At 72.5% G+C, this 19,352-nt stretch carries 15 protein-coding genes; 9 read left to right on the forward strand and 6 right to left on the reverse strand.

All coding sequences use genetic code 11. The features are described from left to right. Positions 1–55: 55 nt before the first annotated feature. The 3 genes from EGT67_RS17290 to EGT67_RS17300 all read right to left on the reverse strand — a co-directional run bounded on the left by EGT67_RS17290 (position 56) and on the right by EGT67_RS17300 (position 4,731). Complete coding sequence (locus EGT67_RS17290) at positions 56–1,306, reverse strand: MFS transporter (protein ID WP_127917323.1); 1,251 nt, start codon at positions 1,304–1,306, stop codon at positions 56–58. A 144-nt stretch (positions 1,307–1,450) separates the two neighbouring features. Next, positions 1,451–3,958 carry an FtsX-like permease family protein gene (locus tag EGT67_RS17295; RefSeq protein ID WP_241566090.1) on the reverse strand — a complete coding sequence of 836 codons (2,508 nt, stop codon included), beginning with the start codon at positions 3,956–3,958 and terminating at the stop codon, positions 1,451–1,453. Positions 3,959–3,960: 2 nt separating this feature from the next. Continuing rightward, a complete protein-coding gene (locus EGT67_RS17300; protein WP_127917325.1) occupies positions 3,961–4,731 on the reverse strand; it encodes an ABC transporter ATP-binding protein in 771 nt (256 codons plus the stop codon). 143 nt (positions 4,732–4,874) lie between these two features. Between EGT67_RS17300 and EGT67_RS17305 the strand changes: the two genes are divergently transcribed. The 3 genes from EGT67_RS17305 to EGT67_RS17315 are packed head-to-tail and all read left to right on the forward strand — an operon-like array spanning position 4,875 to position 8,004. Next, a complete protein-coding gene (locus EGT67_RS17305; protein ID WP_127917326.1) occupies positions 4,875–6,077 on the forward strand; it encodes a winged helix DNA-binding domain-containing protein in 1,203 nt (400 codons plus the stop codon). 44 nt (positions 6,078–6,121) lie between these two features. Next, positions 6,122–7,372, forward strand: a complete 1,251-nt coding sequence (locus tag EGT67_RS17310) for a sensor histidine kinase (RefSeq protein ID WP_127917327.1) — start codon at positions 6,122–6,124, stop codon at positions 7,370–7,372. Next, positions 7,360–8,004 (forward strand): response regulator, encoded by a 645-nt coding sequence (locus EGT67_RS17315; protein WP_127917328.1) that lies wholly within the window; start codon positions 7,360–7,362, stop codon positions 8,002–8,004. Before EGT67_RS17310 ends, EGT67_RS17315 begins: the two co-directional genes overlap by 13 nt. A 7-nt stretch (positions 8,005–8,011) precedes the next feature. On the opposite strand, the gene EGT67_RS17320 is transcribed toward EGT67_RS17315, so the two are convergent. From EGT67_RS17320 to EGT67_RS17330, 3 genes are read right to left on the reverse strand one after another with little or no spacing between them, the layout of a single operon-like run. Further along, positions 8,012–8,296 carry a hypothetical protein gene (locus tag EGT67_RS17320; protein ID WP_127917329.1) on the reverse strand — a complete coding sequence of 95 codons (285 nt, stop codon included), beginning with the start codon at positions 8,294–8,296 and terminating at the stop codon, positions 8,012–8,014. After that, a complete protein-coding gene (locus tag EGT67_RS17325) occupies positions 8,293–12,555 on the reverse strand; it encodes a cation-translocating P-type ATPase (RefSeq protein ID WP_127917330.1) in 4,263 nt (1,420 codons plus the stop codon). The genes EGT67_RS17320 and EGT67_RS17325 overlap by 4 nt, the downstream gene beginning before the upstream one ends. Beyond that, entirely contained in the window at positions 12,552–13,070 is a 519-nt protein-coding gene (locus EGT67_RS17330) for a hypothetical protein (RefSeq protein ID WP_127917331.1), read from the reverse strand. Before EGT67_RS17330 ends, EGT67_RS17325 begins: the two co-directional genes overlap by 4 nt. Before the next feature lie 349 nt (positions 13,071–13,419). On the opposite strand from EGT67_RS17330, the gene EGT67_RS17335 reads away from it, so the two are divergent. From EGT67_RS17335 to EGT67_RS17360, 6 genes are read left to right on the forward strand one after another with little or no spacing between them, the layout of a single operon-like run. Continuing rightward, positions 13,420–14,454: an NrtA/SsuA/CpmA family ABC transporter substrate-binding protein gene (locus EGT67_RS17335; protein ID WP_127917332.1), complete on the forward strand. Its 1,035-nt coding sequence runs from the start codon at positions 13,420–13,422 to the stop codon at positions 14,452–14,454. A gap of 2 nt (positions 14,455–14,456) precedes the next feature. Continuing rightward, complete coding sequence (locus EGT67_RS17340; protein ID WP_127917333.1) at positions 14,457–15,311, forward strand: ABC transporter permease; 855 nt, start codon at positions 14,457–14,459, stop codon at positions 15,309–15,311. Next, positions 15,308–16,120, forward strand: a complete 813-nt coding sequence (locus EGT67_RS17345; protein WP_127917334.1) for an ABC transporter ATP-binding protein — start codon at positions 15,308–15,310, stop codon at positions 16,118–16,120. The genes EGT67_RS17340 and EGT67_RS17345 overlap by 4 nt, the downstream gene beginning before the upstream one ends. Further along, positions 16,117–17,154: an ABC transporter substrate-binding protein gene (locus EGT67_RS17350; protein ID WP_127917335.1), complete on the forward strand. Its 1,038-nt coding sequence runs from the start codon at positions 16,117–16,119 to the stop codon at positions 17,152–17,154. Before EGT67_RS17345 ends, EGT67_RS17350 begins: the two co-directional genes overlap by 4 nt. Continuing rightward, positions 17,151–18,197, forward strand: coding sequence for an LLM class flavin-dependent oxidoreductase (locus EGT67_RS17355; RefSeq protein WP_127917336.1), 1,047 nt, complete (start codon positions 17,151–17,153; stop codon positions 18,195–18,197). The genes EGT67_RS17350 and EGT67_RS17355 overlap by 4 nt, the downstream gene beginning before the upstream one ends. After that, on the forward strand, positions 18,194–19,351 hold the full coding sequence (locus EGT67_RS17360; protein ID WP_127917337.1) for an LLM class flavin-dependent oxidoreductase: 1,158 nt from the start codon (positions 18,194–18,196) through the stop codon (positions 19,349–19,351). The genes EGT67_RS17355 and EGT67_RS17360 overlap by 4 nt, the downstream gene beginning before the upstream one ends. Position 19,352 lies beyond the last annotated feature (1 nt).

Here is a 19,352-nt window from a genome sequence, read left to right on the forward strand (position 1 = left end):
CGACCCCCCGTCGTTCCCCACCTGACGCGGCAGCATAGCGCACGGCCGGGGCGACTCACCCGGTCTCGCGCGCCGGCCGATCCGCGTCCAATTCGTGCAGCACGGGCAGCATGAAACACACGGCCGCGACGGCCACCACCGGGATGGCGAGGGCGAAGAACGTCGCCCGGATACCCACCTGGTCGATGAGCGGTCCGGCGAGCAGGTAGCCGAGCGGCCCGGCGGCGTACGCGGTGGACGTCATGACGCCGACGACGCGTCCGCGCATGTGCTCGGGACTGCGGGTCTGCATGGCCCAGTTGGCGATCGGGCCCACAGGCCCGTACACCAGGCCGATCACGACCGCGAGGGCGAGCAGCACCCACAGCGGCGGCAGGAACGCCATGCCGATCATCGACAGGCCCAGCCCGGTCACCGCGATCAGCATGAGGTTCCGGCGCCGCAGGTACGGGGCGAGCACGCCGTAGGCGAGCGCGCCGACCAGGCCGCCGACGCTCATCGCCATGAGCACCCAGCCCAACTGGGCGGGCTCGCCGAGGTCGGTGAAGTACTTGGGGAACAGCACCGACTCGATCGGCAGGTACAGCGCCACGATCACCATGTCGACCAGCGCGAGGGTGCGCAGCAGTCGATCCCGCCACACGAACCGCAGACCCTCGAGCGTGCCCGCCCACATCGACGTCGGGCGGGTCGCGTGGTCCGGACGGCCGGCGTTCTCGAGTCGCAGGAACGCGATCGTGACGATCGACAGCACGAAGCACACCGCGGTGACCCACAGCGTGCTCTCCGGGCCGACCAACGCGATCAGCACACCGCCGATGCCCGGGCCGACCAGATAGGCGACGTTGTAGTTGGCCTCGTAGAGGCTGTTGACGCGGTCGAGGCGCCAGCCCGCGGCCCTGGTCGCGGCCGGCAGCATCGACTCGCGCGCCGAGATCCCCGCCGGGTCGAACGTCGCCCCCAGCGCGGCCAGGATCGCCAGCACCGGCACGGACAGGCCCACGGTCCCGGCGACGATCGGGATGGCGGCGACCGACAACGCGGACAGTGCGTCCGACACCAGGGAGGTGGGACGCCGCCCGAACCGGTCGACGACCGTGCCCGAGAACAGGCTCGCCAGCAGCAGTGGCAGGGTCGCGGCGCCCGCCACGATGGCGGCGTCCGTCGCCCGCCCGGTCTGCTCGAGCACGAGCCACGGCACGGCGACGATCACGATGCCGTTGCCCGTCGCCGACAGCAGTGTGGCGAGGTTGAGCAGGATCAGCGGCCCACGGCGTCGAGTAGTGGTCACATCGGGGGCGGTCACAGCGGGGCCTTCGGGTCGATCGGTCGTCGAATCCGAAGCTAGCAGCGCTGCCGGAATCCGCGCGACCGGTTTTTCGGCTGAAGCGCCTGGCTCGATCCCGGAGGATTCCTCCCGGAGGCCGGGAGGAATGCTCCGGAGTCGGACCTACTCGCGGCTGCCGATCGCCGTCACCGGGTCCTGCCGCATCGCGGCCCGGGTGGGGATCGCGATCGCGACCAGCCCCAGCGCCACGGTGACACCGAGGATCAGGACGTAGGCGAGCGGGGAGACGGTCGGGACGGGCCGCCCGGACACCGCGACGGCGACGCCGGCGAGCGGCGGCAGCGCGATCGCGGACCCGACCACCGCGGCGACGGTCACCACGATCACCGACTCCGCCCGCATCATCCGGCGCACCTGACGGGTGCTCGCGCCGACCAGCCGCAGCAGCGCGAACTCCCGGCCGCGTTCGGCGGTGGCGAGCACCAGCGTGTTCACCACGGCGACGGCGAGGTAGCCGAGCAGCACGGCGAGGGCCACGATGCTCACCCACGCCTGCGTCCGGCGCTGCTCCTGGCCGGCGGCGGCGAACTCCGCGCGATCCGAGACGACCACCCCGCCCGTCGCGGCGATCGCGGCGCGGGCCTCGTCGAGGTGACCGGGTTCCGCGGTGACGAGGAGCATGTCGGTCAGCCCGGTGGTGGTGTGCGCCCGCACCTGCGGCGCCGGCAACGTCACGTCGCCGAAGCCGAGACCGCGGCCGTACGTGGCGACGACCGTCGGCGTGATCAGCGCGCCGTCCCCGAGGCGGATCGGCACCGTGTCGCCCACGCGGGCGCCCATGCCGAACGCGGCATCGGTGCTCAGCGCGACGGTGCCGTCCCGCAACCGGCCGAGGTCGCCGTCGCGGACGTCGAGATCGAGGGTGGACCCGGTCGCGACGGGATCGACGCCCTGGACCGGGTAGGGCTCGGTCGTGGGAGCTTCCCCACTCCCGGTGAACAGTGCCTGGCTGCGGACGATCGGATTGGACGCGCGCACAGCGGGATCCGCGGCGACGGACTCGACCAGCGACGGGGCCAGTCCGGCCGGCGCGGTGACGACGAGGTCGGCGGTGATGCCGCTGCGGGACTGGTCGTCAGCAGCCGCGGCGACGGTGGACTGGGTGAACAACTGCACCGCACCGATCGCGATGGCCAGAGCCAGCGGCGTGATCGCCGCCGCCAGGCGCCGCGCGCGGGCCCCCGAGTTCGCGGCCGCCAGGACCAGCGCGGGGGACGCACTGCGGCGCAGCGGGCCGCCGAACCTGCGGACGGCACCGGACACCAGCATCGGCCCCAGCAGCGCGACCGAGATCACCAGCAGGACAGCCGAACCGCCGGCACCCGCGAGCGCCGCCTGCCCGGGCAGCGCCGCCGGCAGCAACGCCGCGGCGAGTCCGCCGGCGCCCATGACGAGACCCGCGATCAGGCGCCCGCGGCCGATCGACGCCGGTTCGACGGCGGACTCCCGCAGCGCCTCGGTCGGGTCGAGACGGGCCGGACGCCGGGCAGCGACGGCGGCGGCGACGCGCGCGGTGCCGACCGCGAGCAGCACCCCGACCAGCGCCGGCAGTGGACCGTACGCGAGCGCGAAGTCCGCGGGGAGGACGCCCGCCTCGGTGAACTGCGCGCGCAGCACCTGCGCCAGCGCGTAGCCGGGACCCGCACCGAGTACCGCGGCGACTCCCGCCACGAGCAGCACCTCGCTCCCGATGAGCCGGTGGATCTGGCCGGGCGTGGCGCCCATCGCCCGCAGCAGCGCGAACTCGCGCCGCCGCTGCTGGATCGACAGCGACAGCGTGCTCGCGACCACGAACATCGCGATCAGCACCGCCAGTCCCGCGAACGAACCGCACAGCACGATCAGTTCGCTGCGGGCCGCACCGGCGTCGAGGTATTCGACGTCGCCGCGCCCTTCGCCGGTGTAGGTGCGCACGTCGACGCCCGCGAGCGCGTCGCGCGCCCGCACGGCCAGCGACGACGCATCGAATCCGCTGTCGGCGAGCAGGCCCACCGTCGCCACCCGATCCCGGTGCGGCCACAGGTCGCGGGCACTGTCGTCGGACAGGAACACCGCCGCGGGGCGGTCGGTCGGCTCCGCGGTGGGTGCGGCGGCGACACCCACGACCGTGTAGTCGTCTCCGATTCCGCCGTGCCGCAACGTGATCCGATCGCCGGGTGCGCCCGTGCCGGTCACGACGACCTCGTCGGGGGCGGCGGGTGCGCGGCCGGCGGTGAGGGTGTACGGCGCGAGTGCGGCCGACGCCCAGCCGTGGCCGTCCAGAAGGCGACCGTCGTCGGTGGTCAGCGGCACGCTGATGTCACCCACCGCGGCCCGGACGCCCGGCACCGCGGACAGTTCGGCCACGGTGGATTCCGGCAGCAGCGCGCGTTCGACGTACCGCTGGTCGATGTCCTCGCGGACGTCGAGCGACTGGGCGCCGCCGATCACGACGTCGGCGCCCGCGTACCGGTGCGGGGTGACGCCGCCGCGGATCCCCGATTCGAACAGCACTCCGAGCGCGCAGGTGAGCAGGGCGGCACAGAACACCGCGACGAACACGGCCGCGAAGCCGCCGCGCCGCTGCCGGATGTTGGCGCGCGCGAGCGGGCGCAGGCGGGACCGGCGCATGCTCACCACTCCCCGAGATGGGTCATGTGGTCGGCGACCGCGGCGGCGGTGGGGGAGTCCATGCGACCGACCAGGCGACCGTCGGCGAGGAACAGCACCCGGTCGGCGTGCGCGGCCGCCACCGGATCGTGGGTGACCATCACGATCGTCTGGCCGAGGTCGGTGGTGGTGCGGCGCAGCAGGTCGAGCACCTGACGGCCGGTGCGGCTGTCGAGCGCGCCGGTGGGTTCGTCGGCGAACACCGCGTGCGGCTGCGTGATGAGGGCCCGGGCGATCGCGACCCGCTGCTGCTGACCGCCGGACATCTCCGCCGGACGCCGGTCCCGCTTGTCGGCCAGGCCGACCGCGTCGAGCACGTGGTCGAGGTGTGCCCGGTCGGCGGTGCGGCCCGCGAGCAGCAGCGGCAGCGTCACGTTCTGCTCCACGGTCAGGGCGGCCATCAGGTTGTACGCCTGGAAGACGAACCCGATGTGGTCGCGCCGGAAGACGGTGCGGGCCTTGGGCTTCAGTGCACTGATCTCGGTGTCGCCGAGCCACACCGAACCCCGCGACGGCTGGTCCAGGCCGGCGGCGCAGTGCAGGAACGTGCTCTTGCCGGAGCCGGACGGCCCCATGACCGCGGTGAAGCTGCCGGGCGCGAGGGTGAGGCTGACGGTGTCGAGGGCGGTGACCTGGGCGCGTCCGGTGCCGTAGGTCCGGCTGACGTCGGCGAGCCGGACGGCGGCCCGCGGTGGGCTCTGCACGAGCGGCGGTGTGGAAGCGAAGGGGGACATGAGAGGAACGCTATGGAGCGGCGGGTTCCCGGAACATCCCGCGCGGTACCCGATCGATGGTGTAGCTGGCTGTACCGTGCGCGGTGCGGCGGACCCGGCTCCTCCGCACCGCGACACCACACGAGATCCGGAGGCTCGGAAGAATGCGCCAGGTGACCGACAGCGAACGACGTGCGCGGCTCGCGACTCGGCACGCGCTCGCGCCCGGGTGGTCCGCCGGGTCGCCCGAGGACGCAGCCCGGTCGGTCGTGGCCCTGCACGCCACGGATGCTCCGACCGTCTACCTGTCGACCTGGGCGCGGGTCCCGGGTGTCGGCATCGCGGACATCGAGCGCGCGCTCTACGACGACCGCACGCTCGTCAAGCAGCTCGCGATGAGGCGGACGCTCTTCGCGTTCCCCCGGGACGTCGTCCCGGCCGTGCTGTCGAGTGCCGCCGCGCGTGTCGCCACGACCGAACGCACACGGATGGCCCGCGACCTGGAACGCGCCGGCGTGGCCGGTAGCGGGAACGCTTGGCTCGATCGGGCAGGAAACGAGGTCTCGGTGGCGCTGGAGCGGAGCCCCGTCGCGCTGTCCGCCGCCGCGCTCCGGCGCGCCGTCCCGCTGATCGACGTGACCGTTCCCACCACCGCCGGAGAGACGTGGTCGGCGCCGCAGGTCCTCACGCTTCTCGGCGCGGAGGGCGCGATCGTCCGCGGCCCGTCCACCGGCCGGTTTCCCACCGCGCGACCACTCTGGGAACTCCCGTCCCGATGGCTCGGTCCATCTGCCGTCGAACCCGATACGGCCGAGGGATACCGCGAACTCGTCGGACGGTGGTTGCGCGCGTTCGGACCCGGCACCGAGGACGACCTCGTCTGGTGGCTCGGCGCGACGAAGACCGTGGTGCGCCGCGCGCTGCGTGAACTCGACGCCGTCGAGGTCACTCTCGACGGGACTTCATCCGGTTGGCTGCTGCCGGACGACCTCGACGTGGTGGAGCGCACCGCACCCTGGACTGCGCTCCTGCCGCCGCTCGATCCGACGGTCATGGGCTGGAAGGACCGCGACTTCTACCTCGGACCGCACCGCGGCCAGCTCTTCGACACCCGGGGGAACGCCGGCACCACCGCCTGGGTCGACGGCCGAATCGTCGGCTGTTGGCACCAGGACCCGGACGCGGTCGTCAGGGTTCACCTGCTGGAACCGATCTCGGATGAGGCGCGAGACTCCCTGAACGATCACGCGGCGCGTCTCACCGCGTGGCTCGACGGATCCAGGAACCCGACCGGATACCGCTCACCGGCCATGCGGGTGCAGGAGCACCAGTGGCAGACGACTCGAGGTGGCCGTTCGATGGTGTAGCCAGCTGTACCGACATCGGGTGGACGGTGCGGCATGCTGGACCGATGACGTGGACCGAACGCCTGAAGGTGAGATGGGGCGCCGTCCGCTACCTCGCGGTGGAGGCCGCTGCCGCGCTGGTCTCGATGTGCTTCCTGGTCGCCGGCCTGGTGATCGCGGCGACGCTCATCCTGATCGTCGGCTGGCTTGCCGTGCCGCCGTACCTGCGGGCGCTGCGCTGGTGGGCGGGCCTGGCGCGGGAGCGTGCCGGGCGGTACACCGGAACCGTGGTGGGGGAGCGCTACCCGCAGATCCCGGACCGGCCGGGCTTCGACGACCTCCGCCGGCTGCTCACCGCACCGTCCACCCGACGCGACTTCGCGTGGGTCTCGATCCACTCGATCGCTGCCCTCACCGCGGGTCTGCTCGCGGTCGGGCTGCCACTGGCCGCGCTCAATTCGCTTGCGATCCCGTTCTACTGGTGGGCGCTGCCGGCCGATCAGCCGGTGAGCAGCATCTATCCGGTCACGTCGTGGTGGGGCGCCGCGCCGATGCCGTTGGTCGCCGTCGCCTACGCGGTGCTGGGGTGGTGGGCGATCCCGGCGATGGCGCGTGGTGTGGCGGGTCTTGCGTCGCGGCTGCTCGCACCGCGGCGGGAAACCGAACTCTCCGAACGGGTCACGGCCCTCACCGCGAGCCGCGCCGCGGCCCTCGACGCGCATGCCGCCGAGTTGCGCCGGATCGAACGCGATCTGCACGACGGCGCCCAGAACCGCCTGGTGGCCGTCGTGATGATGCTGGGGCTGGCCGAGCGGTCGCTGCGCGTCGCGCCCGAACAGGCTCTGCCGCAACTTCTTCGAGCGCAGGACGCCGCGTCGGACGCGCTGTCGGAGCTGCGGACCCTCGTGCACGACATCTATCCGCCCGTGCTCGACGAACTCGGTCTCGGCGGAGCCGTCTCCGCCCTCGCGGGCCGGAGCGCCGTGCCGTGCGTGCTCGACGTCGACGGTCTGCGACGCGCCCCGGCCGCCGTCGAGGCGGCCGCCTACTTCGTCGTCGCGGAGGCCCTCACCAATGTCGCGAAGCACAGCGGCGCCGAGCGCGTCCAGGTGGCCATCGCGACCCGCGACGACGAGCGTGGGGCGACGATGGTGATCGACGTCCTCGACGACGGTGTCGGAGGCGCGGTCGAGCGACCGGGTAGCGGATTGGCGGGCATCCGTCGCCGCGTGGCAGCGTTCGAGGGGACCGTGACCGTGAACAGCCCGCTCGGCGGGCCGACGAAACTCGAGGTGGAACTGCCGTGCGGATTCTGATCGCAGAGGACGACGCGCTGCTGCGGGAGGGTCTCGCGCTGCTGCTCGGCAGCGTCGGCATCGAGGTGACCGCCGCGGTCGACGACGCCGAGAAGTTCCTCGACGCGTTCGAGTCGGATCCGCCTGACGGCGCCGTGCTCGACGTGCGGATGCCCCCGACGTTCACGAACGAGGGACTGAAGGCGGCGATCGAGGCCCGTCGTCGGCGCCCGGGTTTCCCGGTGCTCGTGCTCTCGGCGTACGTCGAGGACCGCTACGCCGGTGAGCTGCTCTCCGGTGGTGCCGGTGGGGTGGGGTACCTACTCAAGGAGCGAGTCGGCAAGGTCGAGGAGTTCGTGGACGCGCTGCGCCGCGTCGTCGACGGCGGCACCGTGATGGACCCCGAGGTGATCTCGCAGCTGATGAGCCGGCGGCGCGCCGACGACCCGATCCGCAGCCTGACGCCCCGCGAGTCCGAGGTGCTGGGACTGATGGCCGAGGGCCTCGGCAACGCCGACATCGCCCGCAAGCTGGTGGTCAGCGACACCGCGGTGAGCAAGCACATCGGCAACATCTTCGCCAAGCTCGGGCTCGCGGCGTCCGACAGTGGTCACCGCCGGGTCCTCGCGGTGCTCGCGCACCTGCGGTCCTGACAACGGATCACACGCTCTCGAGCGCCTCGCCGACCTCGTGCAGCGCGCGGTGGTGCTGGTCCTCGGCGAGCGCGTGCCCGACGGCGATCGCGACGGCGACGGGCCACTCGATCACCTCGAACACCGCGAGCAGGCCGAGGGCGGCGTAGTAGGCCACGTGTTCGGGACTGGGGACGCCGACGTCGCCCACGATCGGCAGGCGGATCGCGAAGCGTGAGCCCTGCGTGATCCGGTCCAAGGCGGCACTGTGCGATTGCGGGGAGTTCTGGCGATCCAGGATTGCTTCGGTCATCGTTCGCCCTGCCCATCCTCGTCGTTCACCTGATGTACACCTACGGCCGTCATCGTGGGCACCGTGATCTTTTCGTTACCGATGATCTCCGCGTTCGTGTCGTCCGTCCGTCCGTCGGGTCCGGACCCGTTGACCGGCGTGGTGACCTCCGTGCTCACCCCGCCGTTGCGCCACACGTACGCGGTGCTGCTGCGCGCGGGGGTGCTGGTCGTCGACTGATCGCCCGGCGCACCGCGGGTCGGCCACCTGGTGAGAACCCGCGGTGCGATGGCCGCGACGGCCGTCGCGCCCGCCGCCGACCCCAGGGCCTGGGCCCAGGCGAGGGGGCCGAGCGGCGTGCACCCCAGGAACTGGCTCAGCCCGGGAACACTGATCACCCCGGCCAGCGCCGCCATGGAACCGGCCGCCGTCGCCACCACGAGCGGGCTGCGGGAGTCGATGAGCGTCTGCCCCAACTGGGCGCCGACCAACGCGACCAGGCCCACCGTCGACGCCCGCCGGGGGCGCCCGGTGACCGTCGCCATGCCCCAGGCGGCACTCGCCCCGATCGCGGTGGTCGCGCCGCGGACGGCGACGGTCCGCCACAGCGCCGCGCGGTCCGGTCCGCGCCCGTCGTAGGCGTGGTTCCGGTTGGGGGGACTCACCGCGAGTGCCGCCGCGGGCAGGGCATCGGTGAACAGATTCACCAGCAGCAACTGCCGGGCGTTGAGCGGCGCCCGCCCGCCGATCGCGCTGCCGATCAGGGCGAACGCCACCTCCCCGGCGTTCCCGCCCAGCAGCACGGCCACCGCGGACTGCACCCGCTGCCACAACTGCCGGCCCTCGTCGACCGCGTCGAGGATCGAATCGACGTGGCCTCCGATCAGCAGGATGTCGGCCGCGCTGCGCGCCGGATGACTGCCGTGCGAGGTGACACCGATACCGATGCTCGCCGCCCGGATGGCGGCGGCATCGTTGGCGCCGTCGCCCACCATCGCGCACACGCGCCCGGCGCGCTCCAGGGTCTGCACGATCTGGACCTTCTGCTCCGGCGACATGCGCGCGAACACGCGCCGCTCGCGGACCGCGGTCTGCTGGTGCCGGTGCGACAGCGACTCCCACTCGCTGCCGCTCATCACGTCACCGGCGTCCACGTCGAGCCCGAGTTCCCGCGCGACGGCGGCCGCGGTGACCGGGTGGTCGCCGGTGATCAACCGCACCGAGATGCCGCGGTCCTCGAGTTCCGGTAGCAGCCCCGCCGCCTCGGGGCGGGCGGTGTCCGACAGGCCGAGCAGCCCGATCGGCTCCAGGCCACGGCCGCACAGGGACTCGACGGCGTCCGGATCCGACGCGGCCCGCTCGGCTTCAGGCCCGGTGACGGTGCGGCGGGCGACCGCGATCACGCGCAGGCCGTTCTCGGCCATCGACTGCACGTCGGCGACGATCGATTCGAGCGAGGTCGGCCCGGCCCCGGAACAGGCCGCCAGGACCACCTCGGGAGCGCCCTTCACGACCAGTTCGGTCCCCTGCAGTGCCGCGGCGTACGGTCGTCCCGCACGGAACGGCAGCAGGACATCCGATGCGAGCGCTCCGTCCGGTTCGTCCGCGGCCTCGACCACGGCCCGGTCCGTCGCGTGGGCGGCGGCCCGGCCCTCCGGCGTCACGGACGTCCGGGCGGCGGAACGGAGCACCCGATCGCGGTCGTGCATGCCGATCGGATGCACCTGGGTCACCCGCAACCGGTCCTCGCTGAGCGTGCCCGTCTTGTCGAAGCAGGCGACATCCACACGGCCGAGCGCCTCGACGGACCGCGGGGTGCGCACGAGCACCGACGCGTGCGTCAGGCGCCGGGCGGCCGCCTGCTGGGCCAGCGTCGCGACGAGCGGGAGTCCCTCGGGCACGGCGGCGACGGCCACGGCGACACCACTGGTGACCGCCGACCGTAGGCCGCCACCGCGGAGCATCGACGTGAGGGTGACCAGTGCGCCGCCACCGATGCTCACCGGCAGCACCCGGTCCGTGAGGCCGCGGAGCTGCGCCTGCAGGCCGACCTTCCGGACCGGGGCCGGCGAGAGTGCCGCCGCCCGTCCGGTCTCCGTGTCGTCGCCGACCGCGGTGACCAGGGCGGTGGCGGTCCCGGTCAGCACCGTCGTCCCCGCGAAGAGCATGCAACTGCGCTCCGCGAGCGGGACACCGGGCGTGGCGTCGGTCTGCTTGTCGACCGGCATCGACTCGCCGGTCAGCGAGGACTCGTCCACCTCGACGCCGTCGGTCTCGACCAGCCGACCGTCGGCCGGCGCCACCTCGCCGGCCCGGACCTCGATCACGTCGCCCGGCTGGAGGAGTCGCGCATCGATCGACTCGTACCCGCCGTCGGCCCCGGTGCCGACCCGTCGGGCCGGCGCGTCCTCGACGGCGAGTAGACGGGTGAGGAGACGCTCGGCATGCATCCGCTGCGCGGCGGACAGTGCGGCGTTGCCGACCAGCACCGTGCCGACCAGGATCGCGTCGACCGGGGAGCCGAGCACCGCGCTGGCCGCAGATCCGGTCGCCAGGATCGGGGTGAGCGGGTCGGACAGTTCGGTGCGCAGCGACCTGCCGAAGTCCCACAGACCCGTGACCGGACGTCGCGCCCAGTCGACGGTGGTGCCGATCCGTCCGGGGCCGGTGCCGGGCGTGCGCGTGTGCGGAGTGCCGAGCATGCGCCGGACACGGTCCACCGACATCGCATGCCAGTCGTGCTGCGGGTTCGGGCGCGGGGGATCGGCCCGGAGCACGTGCCGGGCCAGTGTGTGCCCGGTCCACAGGGCGGCGCCCGCGCCCGCGCTGACCGGCCCCGGGCCGCGTCCGTGTGTGCCCGGAATCATCAGGAGGGCGCCCAGCAGTGATGCGCCGGAAGCGATTTCGATGCCGCGTCGGCTCGCGGTACGGGCGGCGGGCAGTGCCCGGACGATCCGCCACGCCGCAGCCAGGTCCGGCACGACGAGATCGCAGTCCGGCGGTGCCGAACGCGACGCGCGTGGCGGAAGGCACATGCTCACGTCGGCCGCGGCGACCGCCTCCGGGCAGCCCGTCGCGAGTACCGCGACCGCGCCGCCCGCCTCCTGCAGGTTCCGGATGGTCGAGGTCAGGTCGGAATCGAGTGTGTCACTGTGTTTTCCGAGGTCGTCGAACGCCGAACGCAACGTCCCCAGGGCCTCGTCGTCGATCGAGTGGACCGTGACACCGGCCTGTCGTGCCTGCTCCAGCAGGGCCCCGGCGAGGGCGTCTCGGACCGGGGAGATCAGCACCGCCGCGCCGGGGGCGCCGTCGGTGTCCGTGAACCGGGCCAGGGCGTGCCACCCCACGTCGAGGGCACCGGCGTCGACCGCCGTGCGTGCCGCCTCCCACACCGCGGCGCGGCGGTCGTCGGGCACGCCCTGGATCCGGCTCACCCGCAGATCCGTCGTCAGGAGTGCGCGCGGGTCGACGACGAGCGCGGTCACACCGTCGAGGCGACGCAGGACGTCGGGGCCGCGGCACAGCACGTCGTGTCGGTCCGCGAGGCCGCGGCCCAACGTGCTCGCGAACGATTCGCGGGCGGTGCGGGCCGCCTTGGGCGCGGCGACCAGTGCCGCGGTGCCGGCAGCGCGGACGCTGCCGGTGGCGAGGCCGACGGCGGCCGCCCCGCCGAACTGGGCCCACGCCGCGCGTTCGAGGTGGCGATCGACCGGGCCCCGGTCGGCGGGCCGTGGCGAGTCGTCGCCGGCGGGTCCGAGGGGGCTGCGCTGCCACGCGCGCCGGTTGGCGAGCACCTCGCCCACGACCGAGTAGCGCAACAACGCCTCGACGGCGAGCGGCGGCGGAGCCTGCACGAGCGTGAAGCTGACCGCGGTCAAGGTGGAGAGGACGAGGTCGGTGCGGGCGCGCCCGATGCTCGATTCGAGCAGGCGGCGCAGCGCCGGCTGGTAGTCGACGAGGGTCACCGGTGCAGCCACCGCCAGCGGGAGTCGTGGTAGCCGCAGCAGCCGACCGGTCGTGGCGAGTCCGAAACCGAGCGAGTGCGCCGCGAGTGCGGTGATGCGGGCGGACAGTACGGAGTCGTCCCAGTCCCGCGGCAGTTCAGGCGTTGTGGCGTCCTGGATCGTGCGGGCCTGCCGGCCCGACGGCGCGAGCAGTCCCGTCAGCACGCCCGCGGTGGTGGCGGCGCCGACGGTGACGGTGGTGAGCGCGGCATGCGCGGACCGTCCCGGCAGGCTGCGCGCCCGCGTGACGATTGCCCCGACCCCCGCGATCCTCACCGAGTGGCACGCCCCCGTGGACGGGTTGTGGTGCTCTTCCTGGCCGTGCTCTTCTTGGCGCTGCTCTTCTTCGCCGTGGACTTCTTCGCGGGGGTGCGCTTGGCGGTGCTCGTGCTCGCGGCCGTCTTCCTCGCGGCCGTGCCGGTACTGTCCTTGCTCGCGCTCCCGTCGGTGCTGCTGCGTGCCCCGGTGCTCATCGCCGGTTGCTGACGGCCGGGTTGCGCGCCGCGCTCGTGGAGTTGCCTCAACACGAGCGCGGCGCCCCCGACGGTGAGGACCACCGGCCATTCGACCAGCCCGACGGCCCCGGCGGCGGCCATCGTGAGCAGAGCGGCCGGTGTCGAGTGGCTTCCCCGCTCGATGCCGCGACGGGTCCCGTCGGCGACTCCGCTGACGGCTCCCCGGACGCCGCCCACGACGCTGCCGACGGCGGCCCCGCCGAGCGCCCCGATCGACGACGTGGTCACCTCTGCGATCCCGGAGACGGTCCGCACCGCGCCATCGGCGAACGACATTCGGCCGCCAGGTCTGTGGCCGTTGTGTGAGGTGTGCCCTGTCTGTTCCATCGAACGCCCATCGTCCGGAAGTCGCGGGTCGGTTCGGCGGTGGATTTGCGCCGAGCCTTCGCGGGATCGGGTTGCCACTAGTAGCCGAGTCTAAACCCGACCACTTGTGATGTGAACCTTTCCGCCGACACGAAACACCTGGTGTGTCAAGCGTTGTGTTCACGAAAACGGCAACGGGTGGATTCTCGACCGTCCGGTCCTAATGTTGCTTCCCGTCACCCTGCGACCCTCCGACTCGATCGATGTCGGTGCGGCGCATTCGTTTCTGGTCGTATCCCATTCCTGCAAGGAGTCTCCGATGTCCCGTCTCCGCCGACTGCCCCGAGCTGTTCTCGCGCTCGCGCTCGTTCCCGTCGCCGGGTTGGCAGTCGCGTGCGGCGGCTCCTCCGCCGATTCGGAGACGGATGCGGCCGGCGGTGCGACGTTCACGCTCAAGGTCTTCGACCCGGGCAACGCGGGTGCCATCGCGGTGGGCAAGCGGGACGGCGACTACGATCGCGCGCTCGCGCCGCTGGGCGCGAAGATCGAATGGGTCAAGACCACACCGGGATTCAGCTCCAATCTCAAGCTGTTCAACACCGGTGAGCTGGACATCCAGACCGGTGCCTACAGTCCGGTGGTCGGCGCACTGTCCAAGGACGTCGGTGTGCAGATCTTCGCGACCTCGGATCCGTACAACAAGGATCAGAGCGGCATCATCGCCACCGCGGGGTCGGGCATCTCGTCGCTCGAGGACCTGAAGGGCAAGCGGGTCGCGGTCAACCCCGCCGCCAAGGGTGAGTACATCGTGCTCAAGGCGCTCACCGAGGCGAACATCCCGATCGACTCGGTCGAGCGGGTTCCGCTGCAGCAGACCGACGCGGCATCGGCGTTCTCCACCGGTCAGGTGGACGCCTGGGCGTCGTTCCTGGCGCCGTATCAGGAGGCGAAGACCAAGGGCGCCAGGGAGATCGTGACCGAGGGTGACATCAAGTCGGTCGACAACACGATCATCGCCGGCCGGACCGTGGTCCTGCAGGAGCATCCGGAGGTGGTGCAGAAGTTCCTCGAGGTCACCAAGGATCTCACCCGCCGCCAGCGGGAGAATCCGGCCGCGTTCGAGAACGTCTTCGAGCAGGCCGGGCCGCGCGCGCTGAGCGGTCAGCGCCTCGACGACGCCGTCGCGCTCGGCGGGCAGGTCACCGACTTCCGGTACCCGACCGCCGCGGACGAAGCGGACCTGCAGTCCGTCGCCGACCTCTTCTACCGCAACGGTGTCATCCAGCGGCAGCTCACCGCAGCCGACCTGACGTTCGATCTGCAGGGTGCGGTCGCCGCGAAGCCGGGGGCGTGACCGTGACCGCCACTCTGCGCGACACGCGTCGCAGCGGCCCGGCAGTGCAGCTGGACCTGGAGGAGCCGGCGTACCGGCGACAGCGCACTCGCCCCGCGTGGTTGTCGCTGCCGCTGCGCCTCCTGGTGCCCGCCGCCCTGCTCGCCGGATGGTGGATCGGCTCGGCCACCGGACTGATCTCCGAGGCCGTGCTGGCCTCGCCCACCAAGGTGTGGGACGCGTTCGCCGAGCTGTACTCGACCGGCCAGCTGGTCGACTTCTCGCTCGCGTCGCTGCAGCGGGCCGCGCTCGGCGTGCTGTTCGGCACCCTGATCGGCCTGGTGCTCGGGGTGCTGTCGGGGCTGTCGACGCTCGGCGAGGAGCTGATCGACTCGACGATGCAGATCAACCGGGCCGTGCCGTTCCTCGCGCTGGTGCCGCTGTTCATCGCGTGGTTCGGGATCGACGAGACGTTCAAGGTCGTCCTCATCGCCGTCGCGACCGTCGCCCCGATGTACGCCTACACGTATCTCGGGGTCCGCAACGTCGACCGCAAGATGGTCGAGGCGGCCCGCGGGTTCGGGCTCACCGGCTGGCGTCTGGTCGCCGAGGCGATCCTGCCGGCCGCGCTGCCCGGCATCCTGATGGGGCTGCGAATCTGCTTGTCGCTCAGCATCACCGGACTCATCGCCGCCGAGCAGGTCGGCACCCGCGAGGGTATCGGTTACCTGGTCACGCTGGCGCAGGAATACAACCGGACCGACTACATGGTGCTGTGCGTGGTGCTGTACGCCGTGCTCGGTCTCGTCTTCGACGCGATCGTGCGGGTCATCGAGCGGTTCGCGATGCCGTGGCGACGGTTGGCGGTGGTCCGATGAGTGCCGCTCAGGCGCCGTTGCCGCCGCTCGCCCAGCGGGAGCGGACGGCCACCACCGCGGCCGCCCGTCGCGCCGGGGAACCCGTCGCGGTGCGACTGCAGGCCGTCCGGAAGAGTTTCGGCGACAGGACGATCCTCGGCGGCGTCGACCTCGCGATCCACCGCGGCGAGTTCGTCGTCCTGCTCGGGCCCAGCGGCACCGGCAAGACCACGCTGCTGCGACTGCTCACCGGACTCGAACGCCCGGACGGCGGCGAGATCCGCGTGCCGCACCAGCGCACCGTCGTCTACCAGGAGCCGCGGCTGATCCCGTCCAAACGGGTCCTCGGCAACGTCGTCGTCGGACAGCGTCGGACCGCAGCCGTGCGGGCGGCGGGGGCCAAGGCGCTCGACGAGGTCGGCCTGGCCGGCAAGCAGCGGGACTGGCCGGCGACCCTGTCTGGCGGTGAGGCCCAACGTGTCGCGCTGGCCCGGGCGTTGGTCCGCGAACCGGAACTGCTGCTGCTCGACGAACCGTTCGCCGCGCTGGACGCACTGACGCGCCTGCAGATGCAGGACCTGGTCGGCGATCTGGTCGCCCGGCACCGGCCCGCCGTCCTGCTCGTCACCCACGACGTCGACGAGGCCGTCCGCCTCGCCGACCGCGTCCTGATCCTCAACGAGGGGTCGTTCGTGGTCGACGTCGACATCGACCTCGCGCGTCCCCGCGACCGCAACGACCCCGAGGCGCTGCGCTACCGCGCGGCCTTCCTCGCCGAACTCGGCGTCGGCAGAGACGCCACCCACCACCCCGAAGGGAGCACCCCGTGACCACCACCTCACCCCTCGACACCCTCTGGTACACGCGGTGCCCCGTGCCGACCGCGAGCGGCCTCGCGAATTCGCTGGGTTGGCTGTCCGAGACCGCCGACGCCGCCGGACTGCGGTTCGGGATCCTGCAGGACGCCGACGCCGAACTGGCCGGGCGCCACTTCGATCACGGACTGTCCGGCCTGATCCGGGAGGGCGGCAACGTGCCCGCGCTCGCGGCGCGCGCCGAGGGTGCGCCGACACGCCTCGTCGGACTGACGTGGATCGACGAATCGCAGGCGATCCTCGTCGGGCCGGCCACGGCCATCGACTCACCCGCCGAACTGGCCGGGCTGCGGATCGGCATTCCCGCCTGGGCGGACGACCGGGCCCGCAGCTTCCCGCGCGCGATGGCGTTGCACGGCTTCGCCTCGGCGCTGCGCCTCGGTGGGCTCACGTTCGCGGACGTCGTGGCCGTCGAGGTGCCCGCCGAACCGAACCCCCAGGTGCGCAGCGCGTCCCGATCCCGCACCACCACGTGGGGCGTCGAGGCGCTGCTGCGCGGCGACGTCGACGCGATCTACGTCAAGGGTGCACGGGCGCAGGAGGTGGCCCGCGAGCACGGCCTGCAGGTCGCCGTCGACCTGGACGCCACCGCGTCGAAGCGGCTGCGGGTCAACAACGGCACCCCGCGCCCGATCACGGTGCACGCCGACCTGCTCGAGTCCCGCCCCGACCTGGTCGCCGCGTTCCTCGCACAGACGCTGCGGGCCGCGGACTGGGCCGCCGACAACCTCGACGAGGTCCGCGACGTCCTGGCCCGCGAGACATACTCGGGCGCAGCGGGAGTCGAGGCCGCGTACGGCGACACGTTCCACCGCGGCCTGCACCCGACGCTGTCCGCGGAACGACTCGAACTGCTCGACATCCAGAAGCAGTTCCTCTACACGCACGGGTTCCTGGCCGCCGACTTCGACCTCGCGTCGTGGGTGGCGCCGGAGCCGCTGGCGCAGGCACGTGAACTGCTCGCGTCGGATCGGAAGGTGGCATCGTGACCGAGTTCCTGTGGGAGTTGCCGGTGCGCGGCGACGGCCGGCACGTCGCCGCGGTCTCCGAGCGGCGCGGCGGCTTCGACTTCCTCGACCAGGCGATCCTCGCCGCCGAACTGTCCGGGCTCGACGGCGTCGTGGTGCCGTACGACCCCGAGGGCGACGACTCGTGGGTGGTGGGCGGGTCCGCGCTGCGCCAGACCCGGCACGCCCGCGTCACCGTCGAGTTCCATCCGGCGTTCGGCACCCCGGTGTACGCGGCGAAGCTGTCGGCGACGCTGCAGCGGCTGTCCGCCGGTCGCCTCGACTGGCGGGTGCGGGTGGACGTCGACCCCGACGACGCGCGTGCACGCGGCGACCGGGTCACCGGGGCCGACCGGTACCGGCGGGCCCGCGAGTTCCTCGCCGTCGCGCGCGGCGTGTGGAACGAGGAGCAGGTACTGCCGGGGCGTTTCGGCGGCACCGGGTTCGAGTTCGCGGGCGAGTTCTACGACGTGATCGACGGCGGGTTCCGCGGCATCCTGTCCGGTCTGCCGGCTCCGACCGTGTACCTGTCGGGGACGTCGCCCGAGGCGATCGCGTTGTCGGCCGAGCACGCCGACGTCCACCTGCTCGACGAGCAGCCGCACGGCGTCGCCGCAACGGTCGCCGAACTCCATAGCGCCGCCGCCGGATTCGGCCGTACCGTCCGCATCGGGCTCGAGGTGCCGATCGTCGCCCGCGAGGACGCGGACGAGGCGTGGGCGCGGGTGCTGCGGCAGTGGCGCGAGGTCCATCCGGGCGCCACCGCGGCCGATGTCCGGGCACGCGCGCTGGACGGCTCCCGCTGGGCGGGGTTCGATCGCATCGGCTACCGACAGCAGATCGGGCTCGTCGGCAGTTACGAGCAAGTGGCGCAGGCATTGTCACGCTACCGGGAGCAGGGCGTCGAGGTGTTCGTGCTCACCGGACATCCGCACCTCGAGGAGTTGCACCGTGCCGGTGAGCATCTGCTGCACCTCGTCGACCCCGCCGGCCGCACGCTCGCTGGACAGGAGATCCCCGCATGAGCACCGACTTCTACTGGCGCATCGGCATGGAGGGCGACCACGCCTCGTTGCGCACCCCGCGCCGCTACAACCGCGGGCACGCCGGCGGTCACGGCCCCGGCAACATCGCCCCGGCGATCCGCGGCGGTGAACTCGACGGCTACAGCTACATCGACCACATGGCCGCCGTGGTCAAGGCCTCCGAGTCGGCCGGATTCGTCGGCGGCCTGCTGCCGTCGTTCCCGATCACCGAGGACCCGTGGGCGGCCGCGTCGGCGCTGGCCCGCGAGAGCGACACCTACCGGTTCATGGTGGCCTTCCAGCCCGGCTTCCTGCATCCCGTGCAGGCCGCGCGGATGTCGGCCAGCCTGCAGCGCGCGACCGGCGGCCGACTGGTCTACAACATCATCAGCGGCGGCGGGGGAGCGCCGCAGCTGTGGTGGGGCGACAAGGTCGCGCACGACGACCGCTACGCCCGCACCACCGAGTTCCTCGACGTGCTGCGCGGGGTGTGGGACGGGGCACCGTTCGACTACGACGGCCGCTTCTTCCGCACCGACGGAGCCGGGTTGCCCCCGCTGCTGGCCGGTCAGCCGTTCCCGGAGGTGTTCTTCTCCGGATCGTCCGGCGCGGCCGTCGCCGCGGCGGGAGCGCACGCCGACTACTACCTGTCGTGGCTCGAGCCGTTCGCGGACCTGCGGGCCAAGTTCGACGGTGTCCGGGAGCATTCGGCGAAGCTGGGCCGCACCCCGAAGTTCGCGGTCCGCATCGACGTCGTCGCCCGGCACACCGAGGAGGCGGCGTGGGCGGAGATCGAGAAGGGGTGGGCGTTCGTCGATCGTGACGCCGCCAACCGTGCCGCCCAGGGCGATTCGGTGGGCGCCGCCCGCATCGCCGGCTGGGTGCCGGAGAACATCACCGGCTACCGCGACCTCGAGGTCCAGCCCAACGTGTGGTGCGGCTTCAGTCTCATCCGCGGCGGGCCCGCGTTCGGTCTCGTCGGCAGCTACGAGCAGGTCGCCGAGCGTCTCGACCAGCTGATCGATCTCGGCGTGGACGCGTTCATCCTCGCCGGAAATCCCCACCTCGAAGAGGCCTACCGCGTGGGCGAGGAGGTGCTGCCGCTGCTGCGCCGCACCACGCCCACCCCGGTCCGCAGTCTTTCCGTCCGATAGG

Origin of the sequence: Prescottella agglutinans, assembly GCF_004011865.1 — a bacterium.
Taxonomy (GTDB): Bacteria; Actinomycetota; Actinomycetes; order Mycobacteriales; family Mycobacteriaceae; genus Prescottella; species Prescottella agglutinans.

Coding starts and splice junctions, on each gene's coding strand:
- EGT67_RS17305 (WP_127917326.1), top strand. CDS start 4,875: ATGCGCCAGGTGACCGACAGCGAACGACGTGCGCGGCTCGCGACTCGG.
- EGT67_RS17300 (WP_127917325.1), bottom strand. CDS start 4,731: ATGTCCCCCTTCGCTTCCACACCGCCGCTCGTGCAGAGCCCACCGCGG.
- EGT67_RS17310 (WP_127917327.1), top strand. CDS start 6,122: ATGACGTGGACCGAACGCCTGAAGGTGAGATGGGGCGCCGTCCGCTAC.
- EGT67_RS17320 (WP_127917329.1), bottom strand. CDS start 8,296: ATGACCGAAGCAATCCTGGATCGCCAGAACTCCCCGCAATCGCACAGT.
- EGT67_RS17335 (WP_127917332.1), top strand. CDS start 13,420: ATGTCCCGTCTCCGCCGACTGCCCCGAGCTGTTCTCGCGCTCGCGCTC.
- EGT67_RS17360 (WP_127917337.1), top strand. CDS start 18,194: ATGAGCACCGACTTCTACTGGCGCATCGGCATGGAGGGCGACCACGCC.
- EGT67_RS17345 (WP_127917334.1), top strand. CDS start 15,308: ATGAGTGCCGCTCAGGCGCCGTTGCCGCCGCTCGCCCAGCGGGAGCGG.
- EGT67_RS17330 (WP_127917331.1), bottom strand. CDS start 13,070: ATGTCGTTCGCCGATGGCGCGGTGCGGACCGTCTCCGGGATCGCAGAG.
- EGT67_RS17295 (WP_241566090.1), bottom strand. CDS start 3,958: ATGCGCCGGTCCCGCCTGCGCCCGCTCGCGCGCGCCAACATCCGGCAG.